This is a genomic window from Cupriavidus lacunae (assembly GCF_003353055.1).
In the GTDB taxonomy this organism is placed as follows: Bacteria; Pseudomonadota; Gammaproteobacteria; order Burkholderiales; family Burkholderiaceae; genus Cupriavidus; species Cupriavidus lacunae.
Window position 1 is genome coordinate 36,662 of record NZ_QKWJ01000009.1, and the last position, 22,204, is coordinate 58,865.

Annotated in this window: 17 protein-coding genes and 1 pseudogene; 8 read left to right on the top strand and 10 right to left on the bottom strand. The window is 65.1% G+C overall.

Annotated elements, in window-relative coordinates:
* Positions 1-16: 16 nt before the first annotated feature.
* Positions 17-403 carry a hypothetical protein gene (locus DN412_RS10280; RefSeq protein ID WP_115014598.1) on the bottom strand — a complete coding sequence of 129 codons (387 nt, stop codon included), beginning with the start codon at positions 401-403 and terminating at the stop codon, positions 17-19.
* Between the two features lie 19 nt (positions 404-422).
* A complete protein-coding gene (locus DN412_RS10285) occupies positions 423-1,691 on the bottom strand; it encodes an aromatic ring-hydroxylating oxygenase subunit alpha (RefSeq protein WP_115014601.1) in 1,269 nt (422 codons plus the stop codon).
* Between the two features lie 238 nt (positions 1,692-1,929).
* On the opposite strand from DN412_RS10285, the gene DN412_RS10290 reads away from it, so the two are divergent.
* The 3 genes from DN412_RS10290 (at position 1,930) to DN412_RS10300 (ending at position 5,182) form a co-directional block, all read left to right on the top strand.
* Positions 1,930-2,583 carry a TetR/AcrR family transcriptional regulator gene (locus DN412_RS10290; RefSeq protein ID WP_115014604.1) on the top strand — a complete coding sequence of 218 codons (654 nt, stop codon included), beginning with the start codon at positions 1,930-1,932 and terminating at the stop codon, positions 2,581-2,583.
* A 459-nt stretch (positions 2,584-3,042) separates the two neighbouring features.
* On the top strand, positions 3,043-4,380 hold the full coding sequence (locus tag DN412_RS10295) for an MFS transporter (protein WP_115014607.1): 1,338 nt from the start codon (positions 3,043-3,045) through the stop codon (positions 4,378-4,380).
* Between the two features lie 70 nt (positions 4,381-4,450).
* Positions 4,451-5,182: a maleate cis-trans isomerase family protein gene (locus DN412_RS10300; RefSeq protein WP_115014610.1), complete on the top strand. Its 732-nt coding sequence runs from the start codon at positions 4,451-4,453 to the stop codon at positions 5,180-5,182.
* Between the two features lie 19 nt (positions 5,183-5,201).
* Here DN412_RS10300 and DN412_RS10305 read toward each other — a convergent pair whose 3' ends face one another.
* Both DN412_RS10305 and DN412_RS10310 read right to left on the bottom strand, forming a co-directional pair.
* On the bottom strand, positions 5,202-8,615 hold the full coding sequence (locus tag DN412_RS10305) for an adenylate/guanylate cyclase domain-containing protein (protein WP_115014612.1): 3,414 nt from the start codon (positions 8,613-8,615) through the stop codon (positions 5,202-5,204).
* 134 nt (positions 8,616-8,749) lie between these two features.
* A complete protein-coding gene (locus tag DN412_RS10310; protein WP_115014615.1) occupies positions 8,750-9,655 on the bottom strand; it encodes a LysR family transcriptional regulator in 906 nt (301 codons plus the stop codon).
* A 98-nt stretch (positions 9,656-9,753) separates the two neighbouring features.
* On the opposite strand from DN412_RS10310, the gene DN412_RS10315 reads away from it, so the two are divergent.
* The 5 genes from DN412_RS10315 (at position 9,754) to DN412_RS10335 (ending at position 15,221) form a co-directional block, all read left to right on the top strand.
* Positions 9,754-11,373: an ATP-dependent acyl-CoA ligase gene (locus DN412_RS10315; RefSeq protein ID WP_244222616.1), complete on the top strand. Its 1,620-nt coding sequence runs from the start codon at positions 9,754-9,756 to the stop codon at positions 11,371-11,373.
* A gap of 136 nt (positions 11,374-11,509) precedes the next feature.
* Complete coding sequence (locus tag DN412_RS10320; protein ID WP_115014621.1) at positions 11,510-12,853, top strand: MFS transporter; 1,344 nt, start codon at positions 11,510-11,512, stop codon at positions 12,851-12,853.
* A 35-nt stretch (positions 12,854-12,888) separates the two neighbouring features.
* On the top strand, positions 12,889-14,058 hold the full coding sequence (locus DN412_RS10325; protein WP_115014624.1) for a thiolase family protein: 1,170 nt from the start codon (positions 12,889-12,891) through the stop codon (positions 14,056-14,058).
* Entirely contained in the window at positions 14,055-14,354 is a 300-nt protein-coding gene (locus tag DN412_RS10330; protein WP_115014627.1) for a Zn-ribbon domain-containing OB-fold protein, read from the top strand. Before DN412_RS10325 ends, DN412_RS10330 begins: the two co-directional genes overlap by 4 nt.
* A 96-nt stretch (positions 14,355-14,450) precedes the next feature.
* On the top strand, positions 14,451-15,221 hold the full coding sequence (locus DN412_RS10335) for a cyclase family protein (RefSeq protein ID WP_115014629.1): 771 nt from the start codon (positions 14,451-14,453) through the stop codon (positions 15,219-15,221).
* Between the two features lie 114 nt (positions 15,222-15,335).
* Here the strand turns inward: DN412_RS10335 and DN412_RS10340 are convergent.
* The 6 genes and pseudogenes from DN412_RS10340 to DN412_RS10365 form a co-directional block, all read right to left on the bottom strand.
* Positions 15,336-15,797 (bottom strand): annotated as a pseudogene (locus DN412_RS10340) (DUF6537 domain-containing protein); the annotation flags it as partial.
* A gap of 176 nt (positions 15,798-15,973) precedes the next feature.
* Positions 15,974-17,140, bottom strand: a complete 1,167-nt coding sequence (locus tag DN412_RS10345; protein WP_115014632.1) for a xanthine dehydrogenase family Fe-S subunit — start codon at positions 17,138-17,140, stop codon at positions 15,974-15,976.
* Between the two features lie 8 nt (positions 17,141-17,148).
* Positions 17,149-17,976: an FAD binding domain-containing protein gene (locus tag DN412_RS10350; protein ID WP_115014635.1), complete on the bottom strand. Its 828-nt coding sequence runs from the start codon at positions 17,974-17,976 to the stop codon at positions 17,149-17,151.
* Positions 17,977-17,979: 3 nt separating this feature from the next.
* Complete coding sequence (locus DN412_RS10355; RefSeq protein ID WP_425267405.1) at positions 17,980-20,367, bottom strand: xanthine dehydrogenase family protein molybdopterin-binding subunit; 2,388 nt, start codon at positions 20,365-20,367, stop codon at positions 17,980-17,982.
* A 136-nt stretch (positions 20,368-20,503) separates the two neighbouring features.
* Positions 20,504-21,130: an N-carbamoylsarcosine amidohydrolase gene (locus DN412_RS10360; protein WP_115014642.1), complete on the bottom strand. Its 627-nt coding sequence runs from the start codon at positions 21,128-21,130 to the stop codon at positions 20,504-20,506.
* 2 nt (positions 21,131-21,132) lie between these two features.
* Entirely contained in the window at positions 21,133-22,188 is a 1,056-nt protein-coding gene (locus DN412_RS10365; protein WP_115014645.1) for a 2,5-dihydroxypyridine 5,6-dioxygenase NicX family protein, read from the bottom strand.
* Positions 22,189-22,204: the final 16 nt, after the last annotated feature.

The window sequence follows — 22,204 nt, forward strand, 5'->3', positions numbered from 1 at the left end:
TCTGCGACTGGGGCGATCAAAGCGCCGGGGCCAGCTTGAAAGCCTCGTCGGCCACGAAGCGGCGCGGATCGAAACCATCGATCACCGCCTGTTGCCGGTAGAACTCGACGGCCGGCGCCACCTCCGCCAGCGACAGCAGCAGGTTCATCAGCGCCTGGGCCTCCGCCGGCATCGCGCCGGGTTCGAAGGTGTCCAGGTACGCGGTAATCGCGTCCAACTCACTCAGCATGGTCTGCGCAAAAGCGCGGATCTCTTCCATCGAGGCGCGGTGGCGCTGGATATTGCGCGCGGTTTCGGTCGGCAAGCTCCAGTGCGCGATCGCGTTCAGGTGCGCAAACCGCTCGGGCAAGGCCGCCGTGCGTTGCGTCTGCAGGCCGCCGGTATTGATGATCTTTTCTTCCATGACTTCGCTCCGCTATCTCTTATTGCTCTGCGCCGACCAGGCGGTCGACCACGTGGGCGCCATGGCGGACGAGGATTTCGCTGTCCTGCAGGATCATGTGCGTCTTGGCGCCGGTTTCCGCCGCTGCCTGGGTACGTTCCAGCGTGCTCATGTCCTCCAGCAGTACGTCGCGCAGGGCGACCTTCATGTATTCGAGGAAGAAGCGCCCGCCGGCGGTGGTCATCTCGGGGTAGTACACGCGCCCCTCGAACAACATCTTGTTGTGCGCGATCGGGCGGAAGGTGTAGGCCTGGTAATAGTTCGGCCGCAATGAGACGTAGAAGTCCGGGAAGATGACGTTGATGTCGAACAGCCAGTTCTTGCTCTGGGTCCAGTTGACGCCCTTGGGCAGGGCCTCCAGCGGGAACTCATGCTTGGCGCTGCCCATACCGGCGCGCAAGGCCGCTGCTGCGATCGGGCGCGATGCCGCGGATTCCGCCAGGGCTTCCGCCGCGGCCGCGCCGCCGCTGGTCACCGCCTTCGGGTTACCGTAGACCGACTTCTGGTTCCCCGCCAGCGACAGGCGCCGGTGCAGGTCCCCACAGACGACATCCAGTGGCCGCATGCTGCCGCCATCGCCCTTGTCGATCGCATCCGCGATGGAATTTCCGTGGACGTAGGCAACGTGATACGCCTCCTGGAAAGCATCGAGAGCGAGCTTCCAGTTGCAGTTGACAACGCTGGTCCACTGGAACGCGCAAGTCAGCTTGTCAAACGGATAACCCTCCACATCGCCATAGACCGGCTTCATGAACTCGGCCAGCGTCTGTTCCGGCTTGGCTTGCATATTGACGAAGATAAATCCCTGCCAGACGTCGCAAGAGACTTGCGAAAGGCCATAGTCTTCGCGCTGCATGTCAAAGAAGCAGCCCTCCTCCGGCACGCCGGTCAGGCGGCCGTCGAGATCATAGGCCCAGCCATGGAACTTGCAGAAGAACTTGCGCGTGTTGCCGCACTTTTCATAGACGACCTGGTTCAGGCGGTGCGCGCAGACGTTATGCATGGCGCGGATCTGACCCTGCTTGTTGCGCACGACGATGATCTCGGTGTCGCAGACCGCCAGTTCCTTGACGAAGTAGTCGCCCGGATTGGGGATCTCTTCCACGCGGCCGACCTGCAGCCAGGTCTTCTTGAAGATCTGGGCCTTTTCGCGCTCGTAGTACTCGGGCGAGATATAAGGCTCGACCGGGACCGGACCTTTGCCTAGTTCCGGGTAGCGGTCAGTGAAGAACGTCTGCTGCGATGTCATTGCGCATCTCCTCCTGGATGGGGACATCGGCGATGGGACTCGCCGTCAAATAATGAATGCCATTTTATTTTGAGGCGAGGAAAAGTCAAGGCAAAATAACAGAGACCTGCATCCAGACAGCTCCGTCGTCACTCGTGCCCCGCCTTGGTACAATACCGAACCACGTTGGGGCATCAGATGCACCAGGTACACACGTCAGATGGGAAGACGGCCCGGCAGCGGGCGGGAAGGAAGGGCAATGCCACAAGTCAAGAAACCAGGGATGCGCGAGGCGATTCTCGCGGCGGCGTTCGATCTGTTCTGCCGCAAGGGCTATACGGCGACAACGATGTCGGAGATCGCGCGCGCGGCCGGCATGACCGTGGCAAACCTGTACGTGTACTTCGATTCCAAGCTGCTGATCTTCTACGAGATCTATACGCCGTGGCTGCTCGCTCGCGTGGACAGCCTGCGCGAGTCGGTGCAGAAATTCCCGACGCCCCGCACGCGGCTGCGGCGCATTCTCGTCGGCCTGTGGGGTGACATTCCCGCCGCCGATCATTCCTTCGCCAACGCGATGATCGAAGCGCTTGCCAGTGCCCCCAAGGACACACCCAAGCCCAACAACCTGCTGGAACAGTGCGAAGTCGCGATCACTGAGCTGGTCCTGGAAAGCCTGCCGCCCGAGCGCGCCCACCTGGCCTCGGACCGGCTGCTGGCCCACATCCTGTGGATGGCCTACGACGGCTTCGCCATCAACAGCCGCATCGGGGATACGCGCGACCTGGAGGCGATCGCCACCCTGATGACGGACATGATGCTGGGGCCGGAGGAAACCAGGGAAGCCGCGCCCCGCGGCAAGGGCCGTGCGACGCGCTCGCGCAAGGACCTGGCAACCTCCGCGGCATCCTGAGCGCGCCAAGGGGTCGGCCGACGGCCCCTTCGAATAACAAATGATACTCATCAGGTAGCGCGCACCGCACCTCGCGGCCCCGCATTCCGTTTCCCCTTCGCGCCCTGATTCTTTCTCTCCCCGCAGCACTATCCTTCTTCCATGCCGGCCGACGACTGCCGGCATGGAAGGACGCCGGTCGCACCTGAAACTCCGCCGATTTCCGGGTAGCAACGCCAAAGTCGGCAACGCGCCGGCATTGCTCTTGCAAGCTGTGCGTGGAGAACTGGCCCAGGCGACACCCGGGCGTGACGTCCAACGTGGTGATGACGGGCTGTTCCGCCTGCGCCTAGGGTATGTCCTGATGCCGCACGCATATAAACGAATACTACTATTTATTCGCCTGCCGCTCATGAAGGCCTGCCGCACCACCCGCCGGCAGCTATCGCCCCCATCCAAGCCGCCCCTGGAGTCTTCGCCATGCATGCAGTTGGTACTTCCGAAACCACCCGATCCGTGCCGCAGCGGACCACCTATCTCGTCCTGCTCCTCTGCTGGGGCGCCATCCTCTCCGAGGGCTACGACATCGGCGTGATGGGAACCATCGTCCCGGCGCTGATCAACGATCCGCAGTGGAAGCTCACCCCCCTCGAACTCGGCCAGATGAGCAGCGCCGCGCTGGTAGGCACCTTGTTCGGCGCTTACCTCATCAGCCCGCTCAGCGACCTCACGGGCCGGAAAAAGCTCCTGATCGCTTGCGTGGCGCTGTTCTCGCTGTCGATGCTGGCAGCGGTCTGGGCCCCGACGCCGGCAATCTTTGCCCTGATCCGCGGCATCGGCGGGCTGGGCCTCGGTGGTGTCATCTCGGTCGCCGCCGCACTCACGGTGGAATACTCACCGCCCTGGCGCCGCAACCTGAATTTCGCACTGATGTATTCGGGCTACCCGATCGGCGCGGTAGTCTCGGCACTGGCGGGCATGGCGTACATGGAGCAATACGGATGGCGCGCCATCGTGGCCATCGGCGCGCTGCCGCTGCTGTTCATTCCGGTCCTGATGCTATGGCTGCCGGAATCGCTGGAGTTCCTCGTCGGCAAGCACCGGCATCGGGAGGCCCAGGCGCTCGCCGAGCGTCTCGGTGTGCAGGCGCCTTCCGCGCCCTCCGCAAGCGCTACGCCGGCGCATGACGACACGCCGCGCACGCCATTGAAAGACGTGTTCACCGAGGTCTTCTCGCGCAAGAACGCGTTTGGGACGATCTGCCTGTGGGCCGCGCAATTCATGGCAATCACGGTGGTCTATGGCCTGGGCACGTGGCTGCCGCAGATCATGCGCAAGAGCGGCTATGACCTTGGCTCCAGCCTGTCGTTCTTCGCGGTCTTCAACGTCGCCGCGGCAATCGGTGGTGTGATGATCGGACGGATCGCCGATTACTTCGGACCGCGCAAGACCATCGCTGCCAGCTTCCTGGTCGGGGCCGTGTCGATCTTCGCGCTCTCGCAAAAGAATGTGTTGCTGGTCAACTATGTACTGGTCGCGCTCGCCGGCTTTGGCAGCATTGCCGTGGCGCTGGTGCTGCTGGGCTATATCGCGAACTACTATGCGCCGCATGCCCGCGCTTCCGCGACCGGCTGGGCGGTTGGCGTCGGCCGCTTCGGTGCCATGACAGGTCCGGTGCTGGGCGGCTATATGGCAGGGCTGAACGTGAATCCGGTGTGGAACTTCGTCATGTTTTCGGCAGCCGCGGTACTGGCGGCGCTGGCGGTGTACATCGCGCCGACACCCGAGCATGTGAAGCACGCCCGAGGCACGAAGTAACTCCCGGAAACTGGCCGGCGTCGCTCGCGCACGAGACGGTGCCGGCCGTCTCTGTCAACAGGAAAGCAACATGAGTCTTGGCTTTGGCTATCGGGCACGCATTGGCCACCTTTACCCGTCCGGCGGACTGTGCGACTTCGAAGTGCAACGGATGGCGCCACCCGGCGTGCAGTTCGTGACCACGCGCATGCCGTTCGCGCGCACCTCGCTGGAAAGCGACAAGGCCGTTGTCGCCGATGTGGAGTCTCACGCCGCGCTGCTGGCCACCGCCGGGGTCAGCCTGATCGCCATGAATTGCACGGCAGCGAGCATGGCGGTCGGGGCCCAAGTCATCAACCAGCGCATCTTCGACGCAACGGGCATCCGCTCGGTCACCACCACCGACGCCATTCTCGCCGCCTTGCATGCGGTCGGCGCGGGCCGTGTCGCACTGATGACACCCTATCCGCGCGAGGTGGTCGAGATGGAAATCGCGTTCCTCGCCCGACACGGTGTCGAAGTCGTCTGCGAAATCGCGGACCCTTGTTCCACGCCGATTCAGCAGGGCTCGTTTCCTGCCTCGCACTGGGCTGACCTGGCGCGGCAACTCGATACCGACAACGCCGATGCGATGTTGATCAGTTGCGCCGGCATCCAGATCAGCGACGTCATCGAAGCAATCGAGCGAACCGGCAAACCCGTCATCACCAGTAACCAGGCTCTGCTCTGGCACTGCTTGCGCACGCTCGGCCTGGCGGATCGTCCCACGGGATTCGGCAGCCTGCTGGCGGGCAATTTCGAGAAGGGAGCATACCTCGCTTGACGAGGTGAGCCAGCGCTTCTCAGTCGCGCTGGCCGGATGGTCGCGCAGCATCCAGCAGTGCCCTGGCCTGCTGCCACTCAGCGGTGTCGAACCCTTCCGTGAAGGACTCATGCAGGCCGGCCAGCATCTGCCGCGCTGCTTCCGCCTTGCCCTGGTCTTGCCACAGCCGAGCCAGGCCCAGCACCGCGCGCAGCTCTGGCGACTTCGCGCCTTGCTGGCGCGCAATGGCGATGGACCGATGAAAGCACGCTGCCGCCGCTTCGTGGTCAGGGGCCCCGTCCGGGCGATGGAGAAGCAGTTCCGCCTGGAGCCGATGCAACTCCGCTTCAAAGAAGCATTCCCCCGTGTTGCCGACCGTGGCCAGCGCGTCAGCCAGCACGTCCAGTCCCGCCTGCGCCTGGCCGGCGTTCTGGTAGGTCTCGGCCAGCAGGGCCAGGAAATAGGGCCGCCCCAGCTCAGCGCCCGTGGCCTGGTAGGCGGCCAGGCCCTGGCGTATCTGGGCAATGCCCTCCTCGCTGCTCCCCTGCTCGGCCAGCGCCCAACCCCGCAAGATGGTTCCCCATGCGAGCCAGAACGGAAATCCTTGCTCGGTCGAGAGCGTGATGGTGGCGTCGGCGCACTCCCGCGCCAGTTCCGCCTCATGCCGCAGTTGATGCAATTCAGCGGCAAAGGCCAGGCCAAGTGCGAGGCTGAAAGGATGAGCAAGCCTGCGGGCCAGCGCCAGCGCCGCCTGGCCAGCCTTGCTGGCCTGAGCCGGAAAGCCCTGCAGCCATAAGACCCATGCCAGAAGGCAGAGTCCACGGACGCCATGGTCCATCTCATAGAGTGCGTCATGGGCCTGACGCCGTTCAGGGTCATAGTAGGCAAGCCCCCGCTCCAGGTGAGCCCGGGCCTGTGGGAACTTGCCGAGAAAGAGCGACGATCCTCCCAGCGCGATATGAGCGTGTTCGAGCAACACCGGGTCTTGTGCGTTCTCAGCCAACCCGAGCAGCGCCTCCCCTAATTCATACGCCGTGTGATGCTGCGCACGAAGTGAAAAGAAAGTGCGCAATCCCAACTTCACCTGGAACAGCTGCGGGGTTTCACCACTGTGTTCGCACAAGGTCAGGGCTCGGGCATAGTTGGCCTCCACCTCCGACGAGGCATAACCCCTCGCAGCAATCAAGGCGGGGCCAAGGGTGACGCGCAAGGCAAGATCCTGGCGTGCGCGTTCGGGCGCGTCGGGCAGGCGCTTGAGCAGCTCCAGCGCCGTACTCAGGTGACGGATGGCGTCAAGATGCGCCGAGCGCTCAAGGGCCTGGCGCCCGGCGCAATGCAGGTACTCCACCGCCTTGGGGATGTTGCCGCTGAGACTGTAGTGATGTGCCAGTTCGCTGCAGTGGTCTCTCAAGTGATGCCGGAAGAGGATCTCGATGGCCCGGCCTGTGCGCTCATGCAACGCACCGCGCTGTTCCGAGAGCAGAGAGTGGCCTGCGACTTCCTGGGTGAGGGCGTGCTTGAACGCATACTCGACTTCCGGGAATGCCGGCCGCCCGTAGATAAACTCTCCGGCCTGCAGGCCGGCCAGCAGTGGATAGAGGCGCTCCTCCGACTGCCCGGTGACCTGCCGGATCAGGCTCAAGGGGAATTCCTTGCCGATCACGGCCAGGGTCTGCAGCAGTTCCTTCTGCGCGAGTGGCAACCGATCCATGCGCGCCGCGAGCACGCCCTGTACCGTGGTCGGAATATGCAGCGCGGCCGGGGTCTTTTCGATGCGGTAATGGCCGGGTTCACCGAGCAGCGCCTTCTCCTCGGCCAGGGTCTGGACGACCTCCTCCATGAAAAAGGGATTGCCCTCGGTTTTTTCCAGGATGAGCTGCCTGAGCGGCGCGAGGCTAGGGTCATTGCCCAGCAAGTCGCCGAGCAAGCCTTGCGCCTCGGCTGGACCAAGTGGGTCGAGCCGCAATGCCGTGCCATTGTCCTTGTGCCCCCAGGCGCACTGATACTCGGGGCGGTAGTTCACCAGCAGCAGAATCCGGGCTTGCGCCGTTCGCTCGATGAAGTAAGCGAGAAAGGCTTCGGTCTCGCTGTCCAGCCACTGAAGGTCCTCGAACAGCAGCTCGACCGGCTGATTCAGGCTCTCGCGCACCAGCAGGCGCGTGATGGCCTCGAACGTGCGCTCGCGCCGGAGGCTGGCGCCCATGTCCGCCAGCGCCGAGCCGAGCTCGCTGATGCCCAGCAGATAGAGCAGGTAAGGCATGAGGTCTTCGAGACTGCGCTCCAGCGTGACGATCTTGCCCGCGACCTTCTCGTGGCAGCGCCGCTTGTCGTCCTGGGCAGTGAGCTGGAAATAATTCCTCAGGAGTTCGATCAAAGGCAAATACGCAAAGGCTTTGCCGTGCGACACAGAGAAGGTCTCCAGCACCAGGCAGCCGCTCTGCGAGCGCGCCTTGAACTCGTGGAACAGCCGCGACTTGCCGACCCCGGCCTCCCCCACCACCGCGACGATCTGCCCGTGTCCGGCGGTGGACTGGTCCAGCGCCAGGTGCAGCGCCTCCAGTTCGGCTTCACGGCCCACGAAGCGGGCCAGGCCGCGGTGCGCTGCCACTTGCAAGCGCGTGCGCAATGCCCCGAGACCAAGCACTTCATAGACCGCGAGCGGCTCGGGGATGCCTTTGACCTGGGCGTCTCCCAGCGCCTTGAACTCGAAGTATCCCTGCGCGAGCCTGTGGGCGGATTCGCTCACGAGAATGGACGAGGGCGCGGCCATCGTCTCCATCCGCGCGGCAATGTGGATCGTGTGCCCCACCGGGTCATAGTCGGTGTGCAGGTCGTCCTTGCGGATCGAGCGCACCACCACCTCGCCCGTGTGGACGCCCACCCGGATCTGCAGCGAGATGCCCTGCTCCAGCCGCAACCGGTCGCTGTGCCGGCGCATCGCCTCCTGCATGCGCAGCGCCGCGTACAGCGCGCGCTGGGTATGGTCCTCATGGGCGATGGGCGCGCCGAACAGCGCGAGGATGCCATCGCCCAACGACTTGGCCACGTAGCCCTCGTAGTAATGGACGGCCTCCATCATCAGCTCGATGACGGGGGTAATCAGGCGGTTTGCCTCTTCCGGGTCCCGGTCGTGGATTAGTGCGGTCGAGCCCGCCATGTCGGCAAACAGCACGGTGATGGTCTTGCGTTCGCCAGCGGTCTCTCCGCGGGCTTCCAGCGCCGCCTGCTCGGCCCGGATGCGCTCGGCCAGGTGCGGTGGAGTGTAATGAACGGGGGCGGCGGACGAGGCTTGCGGTATTTCGCTGACGGGCTCGCCGCAAGCGTTACAGAAGCGCGCCGCAGGGCTCAGTTCGTGGCCACAGCGCGCGCAGAGGCGCGCCAGCCGGTTGCCGCATTGCTCACAAAAATTGGCGCCAATGGCATTCTCAAACCCGCAAATTGTGCAGCGCGCCATGGGAGCCTCCCCGGACTTCCTCCGGGTAAATTAAACGCCCCATTGCCTTTCATCGCAAGACCGACTCGTCTCTGCATGATCGCCTGGATCGGGCTGAGCGTTGCGCGGCGCACTTGGGGCGCTCCTCTGCCTGCCTACTCTCTCAAGGTCTCGATGATCTGTTCGCGCAGCCACTGGTTACCCTCGTCATTGTCGAAGCTTTCATGCCAGTGCACCGTGACTTCGACCTTGGGAATCTTGACCGGCAATGGATAAACGGTGAACTGCCCGTGCTGGTTGAACGCTTGCGCCACGCGTCGCGGTAGCGTGACCATCCAGTCGGTGCGCTGCAGGATCTGGGGCGTCACGGTGAAATGCGGCACCTGAAGCGCGATACGCCGCTGCAGGCCGGCGGCCCGCAGTGAGTCGTCGATATTGCGGTGACTGCTTTCGCTTGGCGCCACCGCGATATGGGAGAGCTCGAGAAAACGCTCCGCGGACAGGCTGCGCGCCGGCAGCCCGGGGCGCTTGCGTGTCATGCACACGTAGTCCTCATGAAACAGCAGCGCATATCGTGTTACCGGCCTGAGAGCGGACAGATTGCCGATGGCGAAATCGAGCTGGCCAAGCCGCAAGGTTTCTTCCACCTGAGCCACCGGCACCTGCCTGACCTCCAGTTGCATTTGCGGCGCGACCTGCTGCAGCTTTTCGCATAACGGGGGCAGGAAGACCTGTTCTCCGATGTCGGTCATGGAAAGGCGAAATACCCGCTCGCTGGTGCCGGGGTCGAAATGTTCCGTGTGGCGCAGGGCCTCGCGGATCGACGAGATGGCGCGCCCTACCGGCTGCGCGAGTTGTTGTGCGGTGGGCGTAGGCAGCATGCCCTCGGGGGTGCGCACGAAAAGCGGATCGTCGAACAATGTGCGCAGGCGCCCCAACGCATAACTGATGGCAGGCTGCGAGAGCCCCAGGCGATTGCCAGCGCGTGTGAGGCTGCGCTCTTCGAGGATCACCTGGAAGACGCGCATCAGGTTCAAATCGATGCTATTGAAATCAGTCATACTTATTCAGAAGATAATCTGGATCAATTTGACGTATATATTACCCGATCCTATACTGGGCCTCACATGAATGATTACGTGGTGCGATGGAGACAAGTGTGAAGCATTTTGACGGCGTGGAATCTGGCGTGGCGAGTCAATACACATTGCCGGCACTGCTGGCCGCGCGTGCCGCGCGGCAGGGGGACTCGGCGCTGTTCTCGGATCGGCAGACGCGCTGGACTGCCAACGATGCCTGTGCCGTGGCGGCGCGCCGTGCCGGCAGCCTGGCAGCCCAGGGCGTCACTCGCGGCGACCGGGTGGCCCTGATGTGTTCGAACCGGGCCGAGTTCATGGAGATCGTGCTCGGCTGTGCCTGGCTGGGCGCGGTGGTGGTGCCGATCAATACCGCCTCGCGGGGTCTGCAGCTCGAACACATTCTGAAGAATTCCGGTGCACGCCTGTTGGTGGCCGAGCCGCATCTGGTCAGCGCGGTGGCGGCGCTCAATGCCCAGGCGCTCGCGCTCGAGCAAATCTGGCTGATCGGCGAGCGACTGGAGGAAGCGTCGGACGAAACTCCGGTGCCTTCCCAGTGGCGGTCCATGCCGATGCCGCCGCCCGGTGCCGCGCTTGAGGCAGCGGCGCTGGCCGACAGCGACCCGCTGGCCATTTTGTACACGTCGGGCACCTCGGGGCTGTCCAAGGGCGTGATTTGCCCGCATGCCCAGTTTTATTGGTGGGGGCGCTATACGGGAAATCATCTCGGGCTTCGCGAGGGGGATGTGCTCTACACCTGCCTGCCGCTGTTCCACACCAATGCGCTCAATAGCTGGTATCAGGCATTGCTCCACGACGCCGAGCTGGTGGCAGACCGCCGTTTTTCCGCGAGCGGCTTCTTCGATGCGCTGGTGGCAACGCGCGCCACCGTGACGTATGTGCTGGGCGCGATGGTTCCGATCCTGCTCGGCCGGGAAGTCACGGCAGCCGAGCGCGAGCACAACGTCCGCATCGCCCTGGCACCTGGCGTGCCGGCCCAGTTTCAGGAAGCCTTCACGTCGCGCTGCGGCATCGCCCTGCTCGATGGCTACGGTTCGACCGAAACCAACTTCGCCATTGGTGGCGGCATCGAGCACCAACGCCCCGGCTATATGGGCCGGGTGGTGCCCGGTTTCGAGGCGCGCGTGGTGAACGACGTAGACCAGCCGGTAGCGGACGGTGAGCCTGGCGAACTGATCTTGCGGGCCAGCGAGCCGTTTGCGTTTGCCAGCGGCTATTTCGGTATGCCGGAAAAGACGGTCGAAGCCTGGCGCAATCTGTGGTTCCACACGGGCGACCGCGTCGTGCGCGAGGCCGACGGCTACTTTCGCTTCGTCGATCGCCAGAAGGACGCGATTCGCCGCCGCGGCGAGAACATCTCGTCCTTTGAAGTCGAGCAGGTCATCCTCGCCCATCCGGCAGTCGAGACCGCGGCGGTGTATGCCGTGCGCTCCTCGCTCGCCGAGGACGAGGTCATGGCGATGATCGTCCTGCGCGAGGATGCACGACTCGATCCGCTGGAGCTGATCCGCTACTGCGAACCGCGCCTGCCTTATTTTGCCGTGCCGAGATATCTCGAACTCACGCGCGATCTGCCGAAAACCGAGAACGGCAAGATCCAGAAGTACAAACTGCGCGAACGCGGCATCACGGAACAGACCTGGGATCTGGATGCGTCCGGATACCGGCTCAAGCGCTCATAAGATCGCGCTGCGAGCGGCCCTCACGAAGCCTGCTCGCCATCCAATAAAGAAATAAAAGGATGCACGCCACGCCGCACCATGGCCGATGCAACCTGCAGCAGCAAACGCATCCATCCAGGTATGCAGGAGACAAAGCATGGCCAGCACGCCAACTCTATCAACCGCCACAGACTACGGCACGCACGACGGGGTAGCGCCACCCCAGCCAGTCGATGCCAAGGCGTTGCGCCGCATCGTCATCGCCTCGGTGGCCGGCAACGCGCTCGAATGGTACGACTTCTTCCTGTATGGCACGGCTGCGGCACTGGTGTTCGGCGAGCTGTTCTTTCCCCCGGGCAGCGACCCGCTGGTCGGCACGCTGGCGGCCTTCGCCGGTTTTGCGGTCGGCTTTGCCGCGCGGCCGTTCGGCGGCATTCTGTTCGGGCATATCGGCGACCGCTACGGGCGCAAGGGCGCGCTCGTGTGGACGCTGTCGATCATGGGCGTCGCCACCTTCCTGATCGGCTTGCTGCCAACCTATGCCCAGATCGGCCTGTGGGCGCCCGCTTTGCTGGTGCTGCTGCGCCTGCTTCAGGGCATTGCATCAGGCGGAGAATGGGGTGGCGGTGTGCTGATGATCAGCGAGAGCGCGCCGCCCGAGAAGCGCGGCTACTACGCTTCGTGGAGCCAGCTGGGCGTCGGCGGTGGCTTTGTGCTGTCATCGGTGGCGTTCTTCGCGGTGCAGGCCTTGCCCAAAGCCGACTTTATGAGCTGGGGCTGGCGCTTGCCGTTCCTGGCCAGCATCCTGATCTTCGGCGTGGGCGTCTACATCCGCTCGACCTTGCCCGAGAGCACGGAGTTCGCCAAAGCCGCGGCCGCCGGCCGCAAGGCGCACCTGCCGGTACTGGAGGTCATTCGCAAGCATCCCAAGGAGATCCTGATGGCGATGGGCTTGCGGGTGGCGGAAAACGGCGGTTCTTACATCTTCCTCGCCTTTGCGCTGGTCTATGCCAAGTTCATCGGGATCTCGAACCAGATCGTCCTGGCGGGCGTGATGGCATCGATGTGCGTCGAACTGGCCGCCATGTTGCTCTGGGGCAAGCTGTCGGACCGCATCGGCCGCAAGCCGGTTTACATGATCGGCGCCCTGGGCCTGATGGTTGTCGCCTTCCCCTTCTTCTGGTTGCTCGACACCCGCACGCCCGAATGGATCTGGTTCGCCTTCCTGCTTGCCAACCCCTTGTGCCATGGCGCGATGATCGGCACGCAACCGAGCCTGATGGGCGAACTGTTCAGCACGGAAGTGCGCTACTCCGGCATGGCCCTGGGTCACGAACTGGCTTCGGTGTTTGCCGGCGGCCTCGCGCCGCTGGTAGCGACTGCCCTGCTGTCGCGCTATCAGTCCGCGACGCCGGTTGCCTGGATGCTGGTCGGCATGGGCGCGATTACCGTGATTTCCCTGCTGTTCACGCATGAGACGGCTCGCCGGAAAGCGCGATGAACGAATGGCAACCCGCAACGCAGGAAACTTACTGAATGCCAAACAGCAACTATGACAACGCGATCCTGGCGGCTGGCGTGGAAGTGCCATACCGCCGCCAGGCACCGCACGAGAGCACCGCGGACCTGCTGGCCCAGGCGTTCGACGCCGCGCTTGCCCAGTCCGGCTTCAGCGCGCGCGAGATCGACGGTCTCGGCGTGGCGTCATTCACGTTGGCACCCGATCACGCGATCGATATGGCCTGGCGCCTTGGCCTCAGTCCTCGCTGGTGCATGGACGATTGCCATGGGGGCGCCAGCGCGATCAATATGCTGCAACACGCGGTGCGGGCGATACAGCACGGCGACGCATCGGTGATCGCCCTGCTTAGCGGCGATCGCTTTACGCCGGCCGATTTCAGGCAGCTGGTCGAGAACTACAACGTGACGACCCGCACCTACCTGAGGCCGCTCGAAAACGGTGGCCCGAACAGCGTATTCGCGATGCTGACGCAACGGCATGCGCGTCGTTACGGACTGACACGAGACGACTACGGCGCGGTGTGCGTGACGCAGCGGGCCTGGGCAGCGCGTAACCCTGGCGCGGTGTACCGCACCCCACTCACGCTCGACGAGTACCTTGCTGCGCCGATGGTGGCCGATCCGCTCGGGCGCTTCGATTGCGTGCCGGTGGTCTGCGGCGCGAATGCGGTGATCGTGGCTCGCTCCGACCTGGTGCGGCAGGCAGGCCCCGCGGTACGCGTACGGGCGCTGGAATGCCGCTACAACCTCGATCATCAGGCCGGTGACGGCTTGCAGACCGGGCTTGCCGCGCTCGCAGACGACCTGTGGCGGCGCGCCGGCGCCGGTCCGCAGGACATGGATCTGGTCTCGGTGTATGACGATTACCCGGTCATGGCGTTAGTGCAGCTGGCCGATCTCGGGTTCGCTCCGGACGGGGATCAGCGTGGCCTGATTGCACGCATCGCTGCGCACGAATTGCCGGTGAATACTTCAGGCGGCCAGTTGTCTGCCGGCCAGGCGGGCGCCGCTGGCGGCATGCATGGCCTGGTCGAGGCGATTATCCAGTTGCGCGGCGCTGCCGGCGCACGGCAGGTGGCGGGGGCACGGCTTGCGGCCGTGAGCGGCTACGGCATGGTCGAATATCGCTTTGGCATGTGCGCCAACGCGGTAGTGCTTGAGAGCGTGAGCGAGGGAGCAAGATGAAACTGACCGTTTTTCATTGCCGGCAATGCGGCACGGTGCATTTTCCCGCACGCTATCGTTGCCCGCACTGCGGCGCGGCGGACTGGGAGGAGCAAGTCACCGAAGCCGGCACGGTCGAGGAGACAACGGTGGTACGCCATCGACTCGGCGCGCAGCCCGGCGAAGACGTGCATCTGGCAACGGTCAGGACGACTGCCGGTCCTGTGGTGATTGCGCGTCTTGATGGCGCCGTGCACCCGGGTGACGCGGTCTCGCTGGAACTGGACGACGCGATGCGCATTCTCGCCCGTGCATGAGTCGGGTGCGAGCCATCATGAGCGTTGCGGGCACATGAAAGCGGACGAGCGAGGCAAAACGCTGTCCGTTGGCAACCTTAGGGAGGAAGTACCAAGATGCTAGTAGAGTTTGCACAAGCACTGCAAAGCGGTGCGATTCGCGTGGTAGACCTGAGCCAGACCTTGCATCCACGCACACCGATCATTCCTCTTCCGCCCCAGTTCGGGCAGAGCGCGCCCTTCCGGCTGGAAGAGATCTCGAACTTCGACGAGCGCGGGCCAGCCTGGTACTGGAATAACATTTCGTGCGGCGAGCATACCGGCACGCATTTCGACGCGCCGGTTCACTGGATCACCGGCAAGGACTTTCCGAACAACGCTACGGATACCATCGACGTGCAGAAGTTCCTTGCGCCGGCGTGCGTGATCGATGTTTCGGAGGAAGTCCGCGAGAATCCCGATTACCTGCTGACCATCGAGCGCGTCGAGCAATGGGAAGCGCAGCATGGCCGCATCCCGGCGGGTTCGTGGGTGCTGATGCGCACCGACTGGTCGCTGCGCACCGATCCGGCCGACTTCCTGAATATCCGGGAGGACGGCGGACACACGCCCGGCGGGCATCCTGATTTGCCAGCATTTCTCGCCAGGGAGCGCGATGTGATTGGCTGGGGAACGGAAGCCGTCGGCACCGATGCGGGACAGGCTTACGCCTTCAAGCACCCCTTCCCCTGCCATGCCAACATGCATGGCAACAACAAGTTCGGTCTGGCAAGCCTGGTCAACCTGGATAAATTGCCGCCGACCGGCGCGGTGCTGGTCACCCCGCCACTCAAGATCCGGCGCGGTTCGGGTAGTCCGTGCCGGGTGCTTGCCTTGATCGAGGCCTGACGACGGACGCCGACAGGCTGCACCGGGGCCTCCGAGTCCCCGGTGCTTGCCTCCGGATGTGAACTAAACCCGATCTCTTTACCGGCTCAGACCAGCGCGTGGTAGGCCAGCACGCATCAGGTAGCCGCGCAGCGAACTGGTGGTGACGACACGGCCGGATTGCGCAAGGCGGCGCACCAGGTGGTGCACGACATGCGGCTGCATCAGCCAGCGGCCAAGACCAGCCGGCAGCGTCTCGCAGATCTCCTCGAGGCGCGGGTGCATGAACTCATTGATCGCCAGCAACTGGTCACTACCTGCATGGACCTCGCCGCGCACGCGAGCGAAGCGCGAGCCGCGGGTCTTGAGGTCCGCAACCCGGATGGTGTCTTCGTATGACATCCACAGCGCCAGGTGGCGCGCCGTTTCGCGCAAGAGCGTGATGTCGTCCTGCGCCAATGCGCGCCGCACGGCGGCCATGCGGTCCAGGTAGAGGCTGGCGTAGGCCACATCCTGGTAGTCGATCATGCGGCGCACGCCTTCGATCACTATCTGCAGGATCCCGGCAGGCTGCTCGTCGCGGGCGCGCTGAAGCACCTGTCTCCGCAGCTGACGACGACCTGCACGCTCCGTCTCCAAATGGAGCCCAGTATAGGTTCGGATCCTATATCAGTAAAATTCATTGTAATTATCAAGCGCATAAGTACTACTGATATTTTGCACGGTCGACGTGTGCCACTACAAATTGCCGCGCGGCACTGCATGGGCCGGGGTCAGCCAATGCCGAACCACCGCTTCACCCGCTCCCATAGCACGCCAACGAACAGCGCCACCGGGTTCAAGCGGACGACCTGGTTGCGTTCGGCATCGCTCAGCGTCGGGTCCATCCGGCGGGACACCGACTTGCCGAAATCGGCGATCATCCGGCGCACGAAATCGCGCACCAGCCCTGAGCGGGAGAACTGCGCCAGCGGTCCCTGCAAGGAATATTGCAGGTCGACGGCAACTTCAGTCTCGGTGACTGAGAGCGCTTTCAGCTGGTAGGCAATATCGCCCGCGGCCTTGGAGTTGCTCAGCGAATCCTGGCCCGCGCCTTTCAGCACGCCGCGCCGGGCGGCGTCGTCGCGCTGCAGGCGCGCGGCGCCCTCGAACTTGGCCGACATCGGCCCGAACTTGATGGCGATATGGCCCTTGACCTTCTCACCGGCCACCTCCGTCAGCACCGCGCCGGGCAGGCAGCCGGCCACCGCCGGCAGGTCGGCCATGAAGGCCCATACTGCATCCAACGCGTAGGGCACGGCAAAGCTGCCCTCGATGCGCGACCAGCCCTTGCGGTCGGGCGAGCGCTCCGGCTCGGCGCCGGCACCGGCGGCGAGGTGCGGCAGCGTGCCAAGCGCCTCGTCAGCGACCGTGAAGCAGGCAAACGGCGCCTGAGCGGCTGATGCAGTGGCATGCCGTGCGATCACTCCCGCGGCGGCGCGGCGCGCGTCCAGTACGGACCGGATCGCGGCGACGATGCCCATATAGCCCGTGCACCGGCACAGGTTGCCCGACAGTTCATGGCGGATGGTCGCTTCGTCGGCGTCGGGCAGGCGCAGCACGATATCGCGCGCAGTGGCCAGCATCCCCGGCGTGCAGAAGCCGCATTGCAACGCGTGGTGCCGGTTGAAGGCCGTGCGCAGGTCGGCCATGACAGCATCATCCTCATAGCCTTCGACCGTGACGATGTCGGCGCCCTGGCAGGCGCCCGCAAACGTGATGCACGAACGCACCGGCTTGTCGTCGAGCAGCACGGTGCAGGCGCCGCACACGCCATGTTCGCAGCCGAGGTGGGTGCCGGTCAGCCGGTGCGTGTCGCGCAGGAAGTCGCCCAGGTGCGTGCGGTCAGTGCACGCGCCGGATACCTGGCGGCCGTTGACGGTAAATTCGATGGTCTGCACGGCGCTCCTCAGTTCAGCAGTTGCGTGACGCAACGCATCACGACGGTACGGTATAGCTTACGGTCGATGGCGTCCTTGCCCGGCGCGGCCTGCGCCACGGCATCGTCCACGGCGCTGGCTGTGAGCGCCGTTGCGCCTTGCGCGGCAACGGCGCGGGTCAGGCCGGGCAGCACCACCGGCGGGCCGTCCAGCGCGCCCAGCACGATGCGCGCAAAGCGGCGGCTGGCATCGAAATACGCGGCGCAGCTCGCTTCGGCAAACTCGCCGGTCTTGCGGCACAGCTTCTGGTATCCCCAGCGGCTGTGCCCGGTGAGGGGCGGCACCCGCACGGCGGCAATCAGTTCTCCGTCTGCGAGCACCGTGGTGTAGGCTCCGATCATGAATGATTCCATTGGGACGTCGCGCGTACCGGCGCCTGACGCAATCTCGATGCGGGCGCCAAGCGCGGACATCACCACGACCCAGTCCGCGGCCGGATCGGCATGTGCCAGGCTGCCGCCGACCGTGCCGCGGTTGCGGATGGCGCGGTAGGCAATGCCGCCGGCGACGGCCTGCAGCATGGTGCCGCGCAGCGGCGCGAATACGCCGTCTTCGATCTGGGCGTGAGTCACGCAGGCGCCGATGCGGACCCCGTCAGGCGTGGCGGAAACCTCGCGCAGTTCGGCCAGCCCGGAGACGTCGACTACGGTATCGGGGCGGGTCAGGCGCAGGTTCAGCATGGGGCCGAGCGATTGCCCGCCTCCCATGGTCTTGGCTACATCGGTGCCCGCACCCAGGCGGGCCAGCGCGTCCGGCAACGAGCCGGGCGCATGGTAGGAAAAAGCGATGGCTTTCATCGGTCAGGCTGCCTTTTTGCGTGGTACGCTGGCCGCGGCCGCATCCAGCGCTTCCAGGATCTTGCGCGGCGTCAGCGGCGTTTCCTTCAGCTCGACGCCGAAATCGCGCAGCGCATCGTTGACGGCATTGAAGATCGCCGCCGGCGGGGCGATGGCGCCACCCTCCCCCATGCCCTTGGCACCGAACTCGGTATGCGGCGACGGTGTCTCGAAATGATGGATGCGGATCGACGGGATCTCGGTCGGCCCCGGCAGCATGTAGTCCGCCAGCGTCGAGGCCAGCGGCTGGCCGTTGCCGTCATAGCGCATCTCTTCGAACATCGCGGTGCCGATGCCCTGCGCCACGCCGCCGTAGGTCTGGCCTTCGACCACCATGGGGTTGATCATGGTGCCGCAGTCCTCCACCACCACGTAGTCCAGGATCCCGACATGGCCGGATTCGATGTCGACCTCCACCGCGACGGCATGCGTGGCATAGGTGAAGCTGCCGGTATCGACGGCCGGCTTGAAGCCCATGGTTATCTCCAGGCCCTGCGCGTCGACATCCGGCGGCAGCAGGTGCGGATTGATGTACCAGGCGTTGGCGATGCGCGCGATCTCCACCGCGCCGGCATCGCCCGCGCTCACTGCCCCGGCCTGGAACGCGACGGCCTGCTCTGGCTGGCCCAGCATATGCGCGCCGATCTTCAGCAGGCGCGGCAGCAGCGCCTTGCAGGCCCGCGACACGGCGCCGCCCGACATCACCAGCGAGCGCGAGGCATAGGTGCCGGTCGAGAATGGCGTGAGCCCGGTGTCGCCGTGCACCACCTTGATCCGGCCGATATCGATGCCGAGGATCTCGTTGGCGATCTGCGCGAAGGTGGTCTCCATGCCCTGCCCGTGCGAATGCACGCCCACGCGCACCTCCAGCCCGCCATCCGGCGTGATGCGCACAGTGGCCGAATCGAAGCCGGGAATCACCGGCGTGCCCCACGCCGCGAACACCGAAGTGCCGTGCGCCGACTGCTCGGTGTAGGTGCCGAAGCCCACGCCGACATAGGTGCTGCCCTGCGGGCCCGCCTGCTGGCGCGCGCGGATCGCAGGCAGGCCGATCATCTCCATGGCCTTGCGCACGCTGGCGGGGTAGTCGCCGCCGTCGAAGTGCTTGTTGGTGACGTTGACATAGGGCATGGCCTCGGGCGGCACCAGGTTCTCGCAGCGCACTTCCCACGGCTCGCGCTTCACCTCGCGGGCGATGGCATCGATCATCAGCTCCATCGCAAAGCAGACACCGGTGCGCGCGACGCCGCGATACGGCACAAAGCCCGGCTTGTTCGTCGCCACGCAGGTGGTCTCGCAGCGATAGCCATCGAAGGCATAGGGCCCAGGCAGGTTGCCGATCGCCTGACCCGGCTCCAGCCCGATGGTGAACGGCCAGACGGAATACGCGCCGCCGTCGATCACGACCGTGGCATCGAGCGCCAGCAGGCGGCCGCGGGCATCGGCGTACGCCGTCAGGTCATAGTGGTGCTCGCGCGAATTGGCGCCGGCGGTGAGGTGTTCGCGCCGGTCCTCGATAAAGCGGAAGGGGCGCTTGTAGGTCATCGCCAGCCAGGCGATGCAAAGCTCTTCCTGCTGCAGCACGCACTTGTAGCCAAAGGCGCCGCCCACGTCGGGCGAGATCACGCGTACGCACTCCTGCTCCAGTCCCAGGCAGTGGGCCAGGATAGTGCGGATCATGTGCGGTACCTGGGTGGCGCTGTACACCACCAGCTGGTCGAACTGGTGATCCCAGCAGGCCAGCACCGCCTTGCCTTCCATCGGCACCATGCACTGGCGCGCCAGGTCGATGCGGCGACGCACCACGACCGAGGCCTCGCGCTGCCGCGCCTCGAAGTTCTTGTCGGCAGTCAGCGTCAGAAAGGTGTTGTCGCGCCAGTGCTCGTGCACGCGCACCTCGCCGGCGAGCTGGCGGGCCTGGGTCACGTCGGTCAGCGCCGTCAGTTCTTCAAACTCGACCGCGACCTGCTCGGCGATGTCCTCCGCCTCGGCGCGGGTCGGCGCGAACGCCATCGCGACCGGCTCGCCGACGAAGCGCACCTTGCCGCTGGCCAGCGGCGGCTGCGCGGACGGCTGGTAGGAGGGAAAGGCCGAGTCGGCCACGATGTCGCTGGCCGCCGCCATGTCCGCGCGCACGATCACCGCCGTGGCATGGCCCGCGGGCTTGGTGACCGACAGCAGCCTGGCATGCGCCACCGGGCTGCGCAGGAAGGCCACCTCCTGCAGGTCTGGCATGGCGATATCCGCCACGAAGCGGCCCTTGCCGTGCAAGTGCCGGGCATCTTCCTTGCGCGCCACGCGGGCGCCCACGCCCTGGCCGCGCCCAGCATCCGCATGATGATCCGGTTCCATCGACGATGTCATTGCCCTGTCCGTCCCGAAGATAAGCCCTGTTTATTCAGCATACTGACCAAATCCTATGGAAACGCCTGCGGGATTGTCAATTGCGGCTTTACCGCATCTCGCCCGCGCGGCGCTGGCGACGCGCCTATTCCCTCACGCCAATGGCGGCAAGCCCGTCCAAGCGCGTAGCCACGGTTGCGTACTTCTGTGCCATGTCGAACAGGTTTGCCTCGTGCGGTCCGAGAGCCCGGTCCCCCACGCAATCGGACAGCACCAGCGGGCGGAAACCATACTGCATGGCATCCACCACGCTGGCACGCACGCAGCCGCTGGTCACCGCCCCGGCCACCAGCAACGTGCGCACGCCGCGCTGTATCAGCCACGCCGCCAGCGAGGTGCCGAAGAAGGCCGACGGCACGGTCTTGCGCACCACCAGCTCACCGGCGCGCGGCGCCAGTTCTTCGACGATGGCGCTGTTGGGCTCATGCTCCTTCAGCGACAGCATGTTGGGCACCTTCATCGAGAAGACGTTGTGGTCCGCGCCGTCATCCGCATACACGATGCGGCTGTGCGCAATCGCCCAGCCCTCGCGCCGCGCCACCGACAGCAGCGGCACGGTATTGGCGATGGCCTCGCGGATATTGCCGCCGCCGAACACCTGCGGATCGGCAAAGCCGTTGACGAAATCCACGATCAGCAGCCCGAACGGCCCCGCCGGTTCCAGCGCGCCACCGAAGCCCTGGCGCTGGTACGCGCCGATTTCCTTGTGCATGTCTATTTTTCCTCCGGGTAGCGGAACCCGTCCGTGACCTTGCCGCCGGTGACCACGTCGACGCCATCCAGGCGTACGGTGCATCGGCGCACAGGGATGTCGATATGGCAGGCCGTGGTGCGCTGGCCACCGGCCTCGTTGTTGGGGCCCAGCGAGAACAGGAAGTTGCCTTCGAACGCGCGCGCATCCATGCCGATGGTGGCCTCGCGGTCATACAGCCCCAGCGTGGACCAGTGGGCGCGCGGTTGCAGGCCCCAGCCGATATGCGAGATGGCGTAGGCCTCGGGATCGTTGAACGACGCCATGTACTCGCTCAGCAGCTCGGCGTGCAGGCCGCCTTCGATGCGCGTGGCAAAGCCGGCTTCCACCGTCAGGCGGATTGGCTCGGTGACGTAGGTCTTCTGCGGCAGCAGGATGTCGCCGCGGTCCAGCACGATGGTGCCGCTGGCACCACCTTCGTTCGGCCAGGTCAGGGCGAAGCCGCTGGGCCAGTGGTCCCAGCGACCGGGCTCGTCAACAAAGCCGTACTCGCTGATCGCCGGGAATTCTCCCAGCGGGCAGCGCAGGTCGGTGCCCGCCGGCGACACCACATGCATTTCCCTGGCGCATGCCAGCCGCTCGGAGGCGGCCTTGACGCGCTCACGGTCCGCTTCGCACGGCACCATGCGCGCCAGCACTTCCGGCGGCTCCACGGCCAGCAGGATCTTGGTGCCGCCCTTCAGGATGTCGTGCTGCTCGGGCGAGAACAGCAGCGTCATCAGGTCCAGCACCAGGTCGCTCGCGCGCAGCGCCGCGATCGCGGCGCGGTTGCCCGTGAGCGGGGTGGTGCCCAGGTAGGCCAGCGCGTCGCGGCTCAGCGCCTTCTCGCCGTTGACGGGCGGCAGGTCGAGCCGGTTGACGATGGCGCCCAGCGACTGGGTCGCGACCAGCGCGGTGGACAGGGTCTGCGGGTGGGTGGCGGCGCTGGTCAGGATGGTGACGGTCTGTCCCGGCTCCAGCCGGGACAGACGCAGCACCTTGCGCCAGGCCTCGATCATCTGGTGGTCACTTACCGGCATGTCGGCTCCTTGCTCG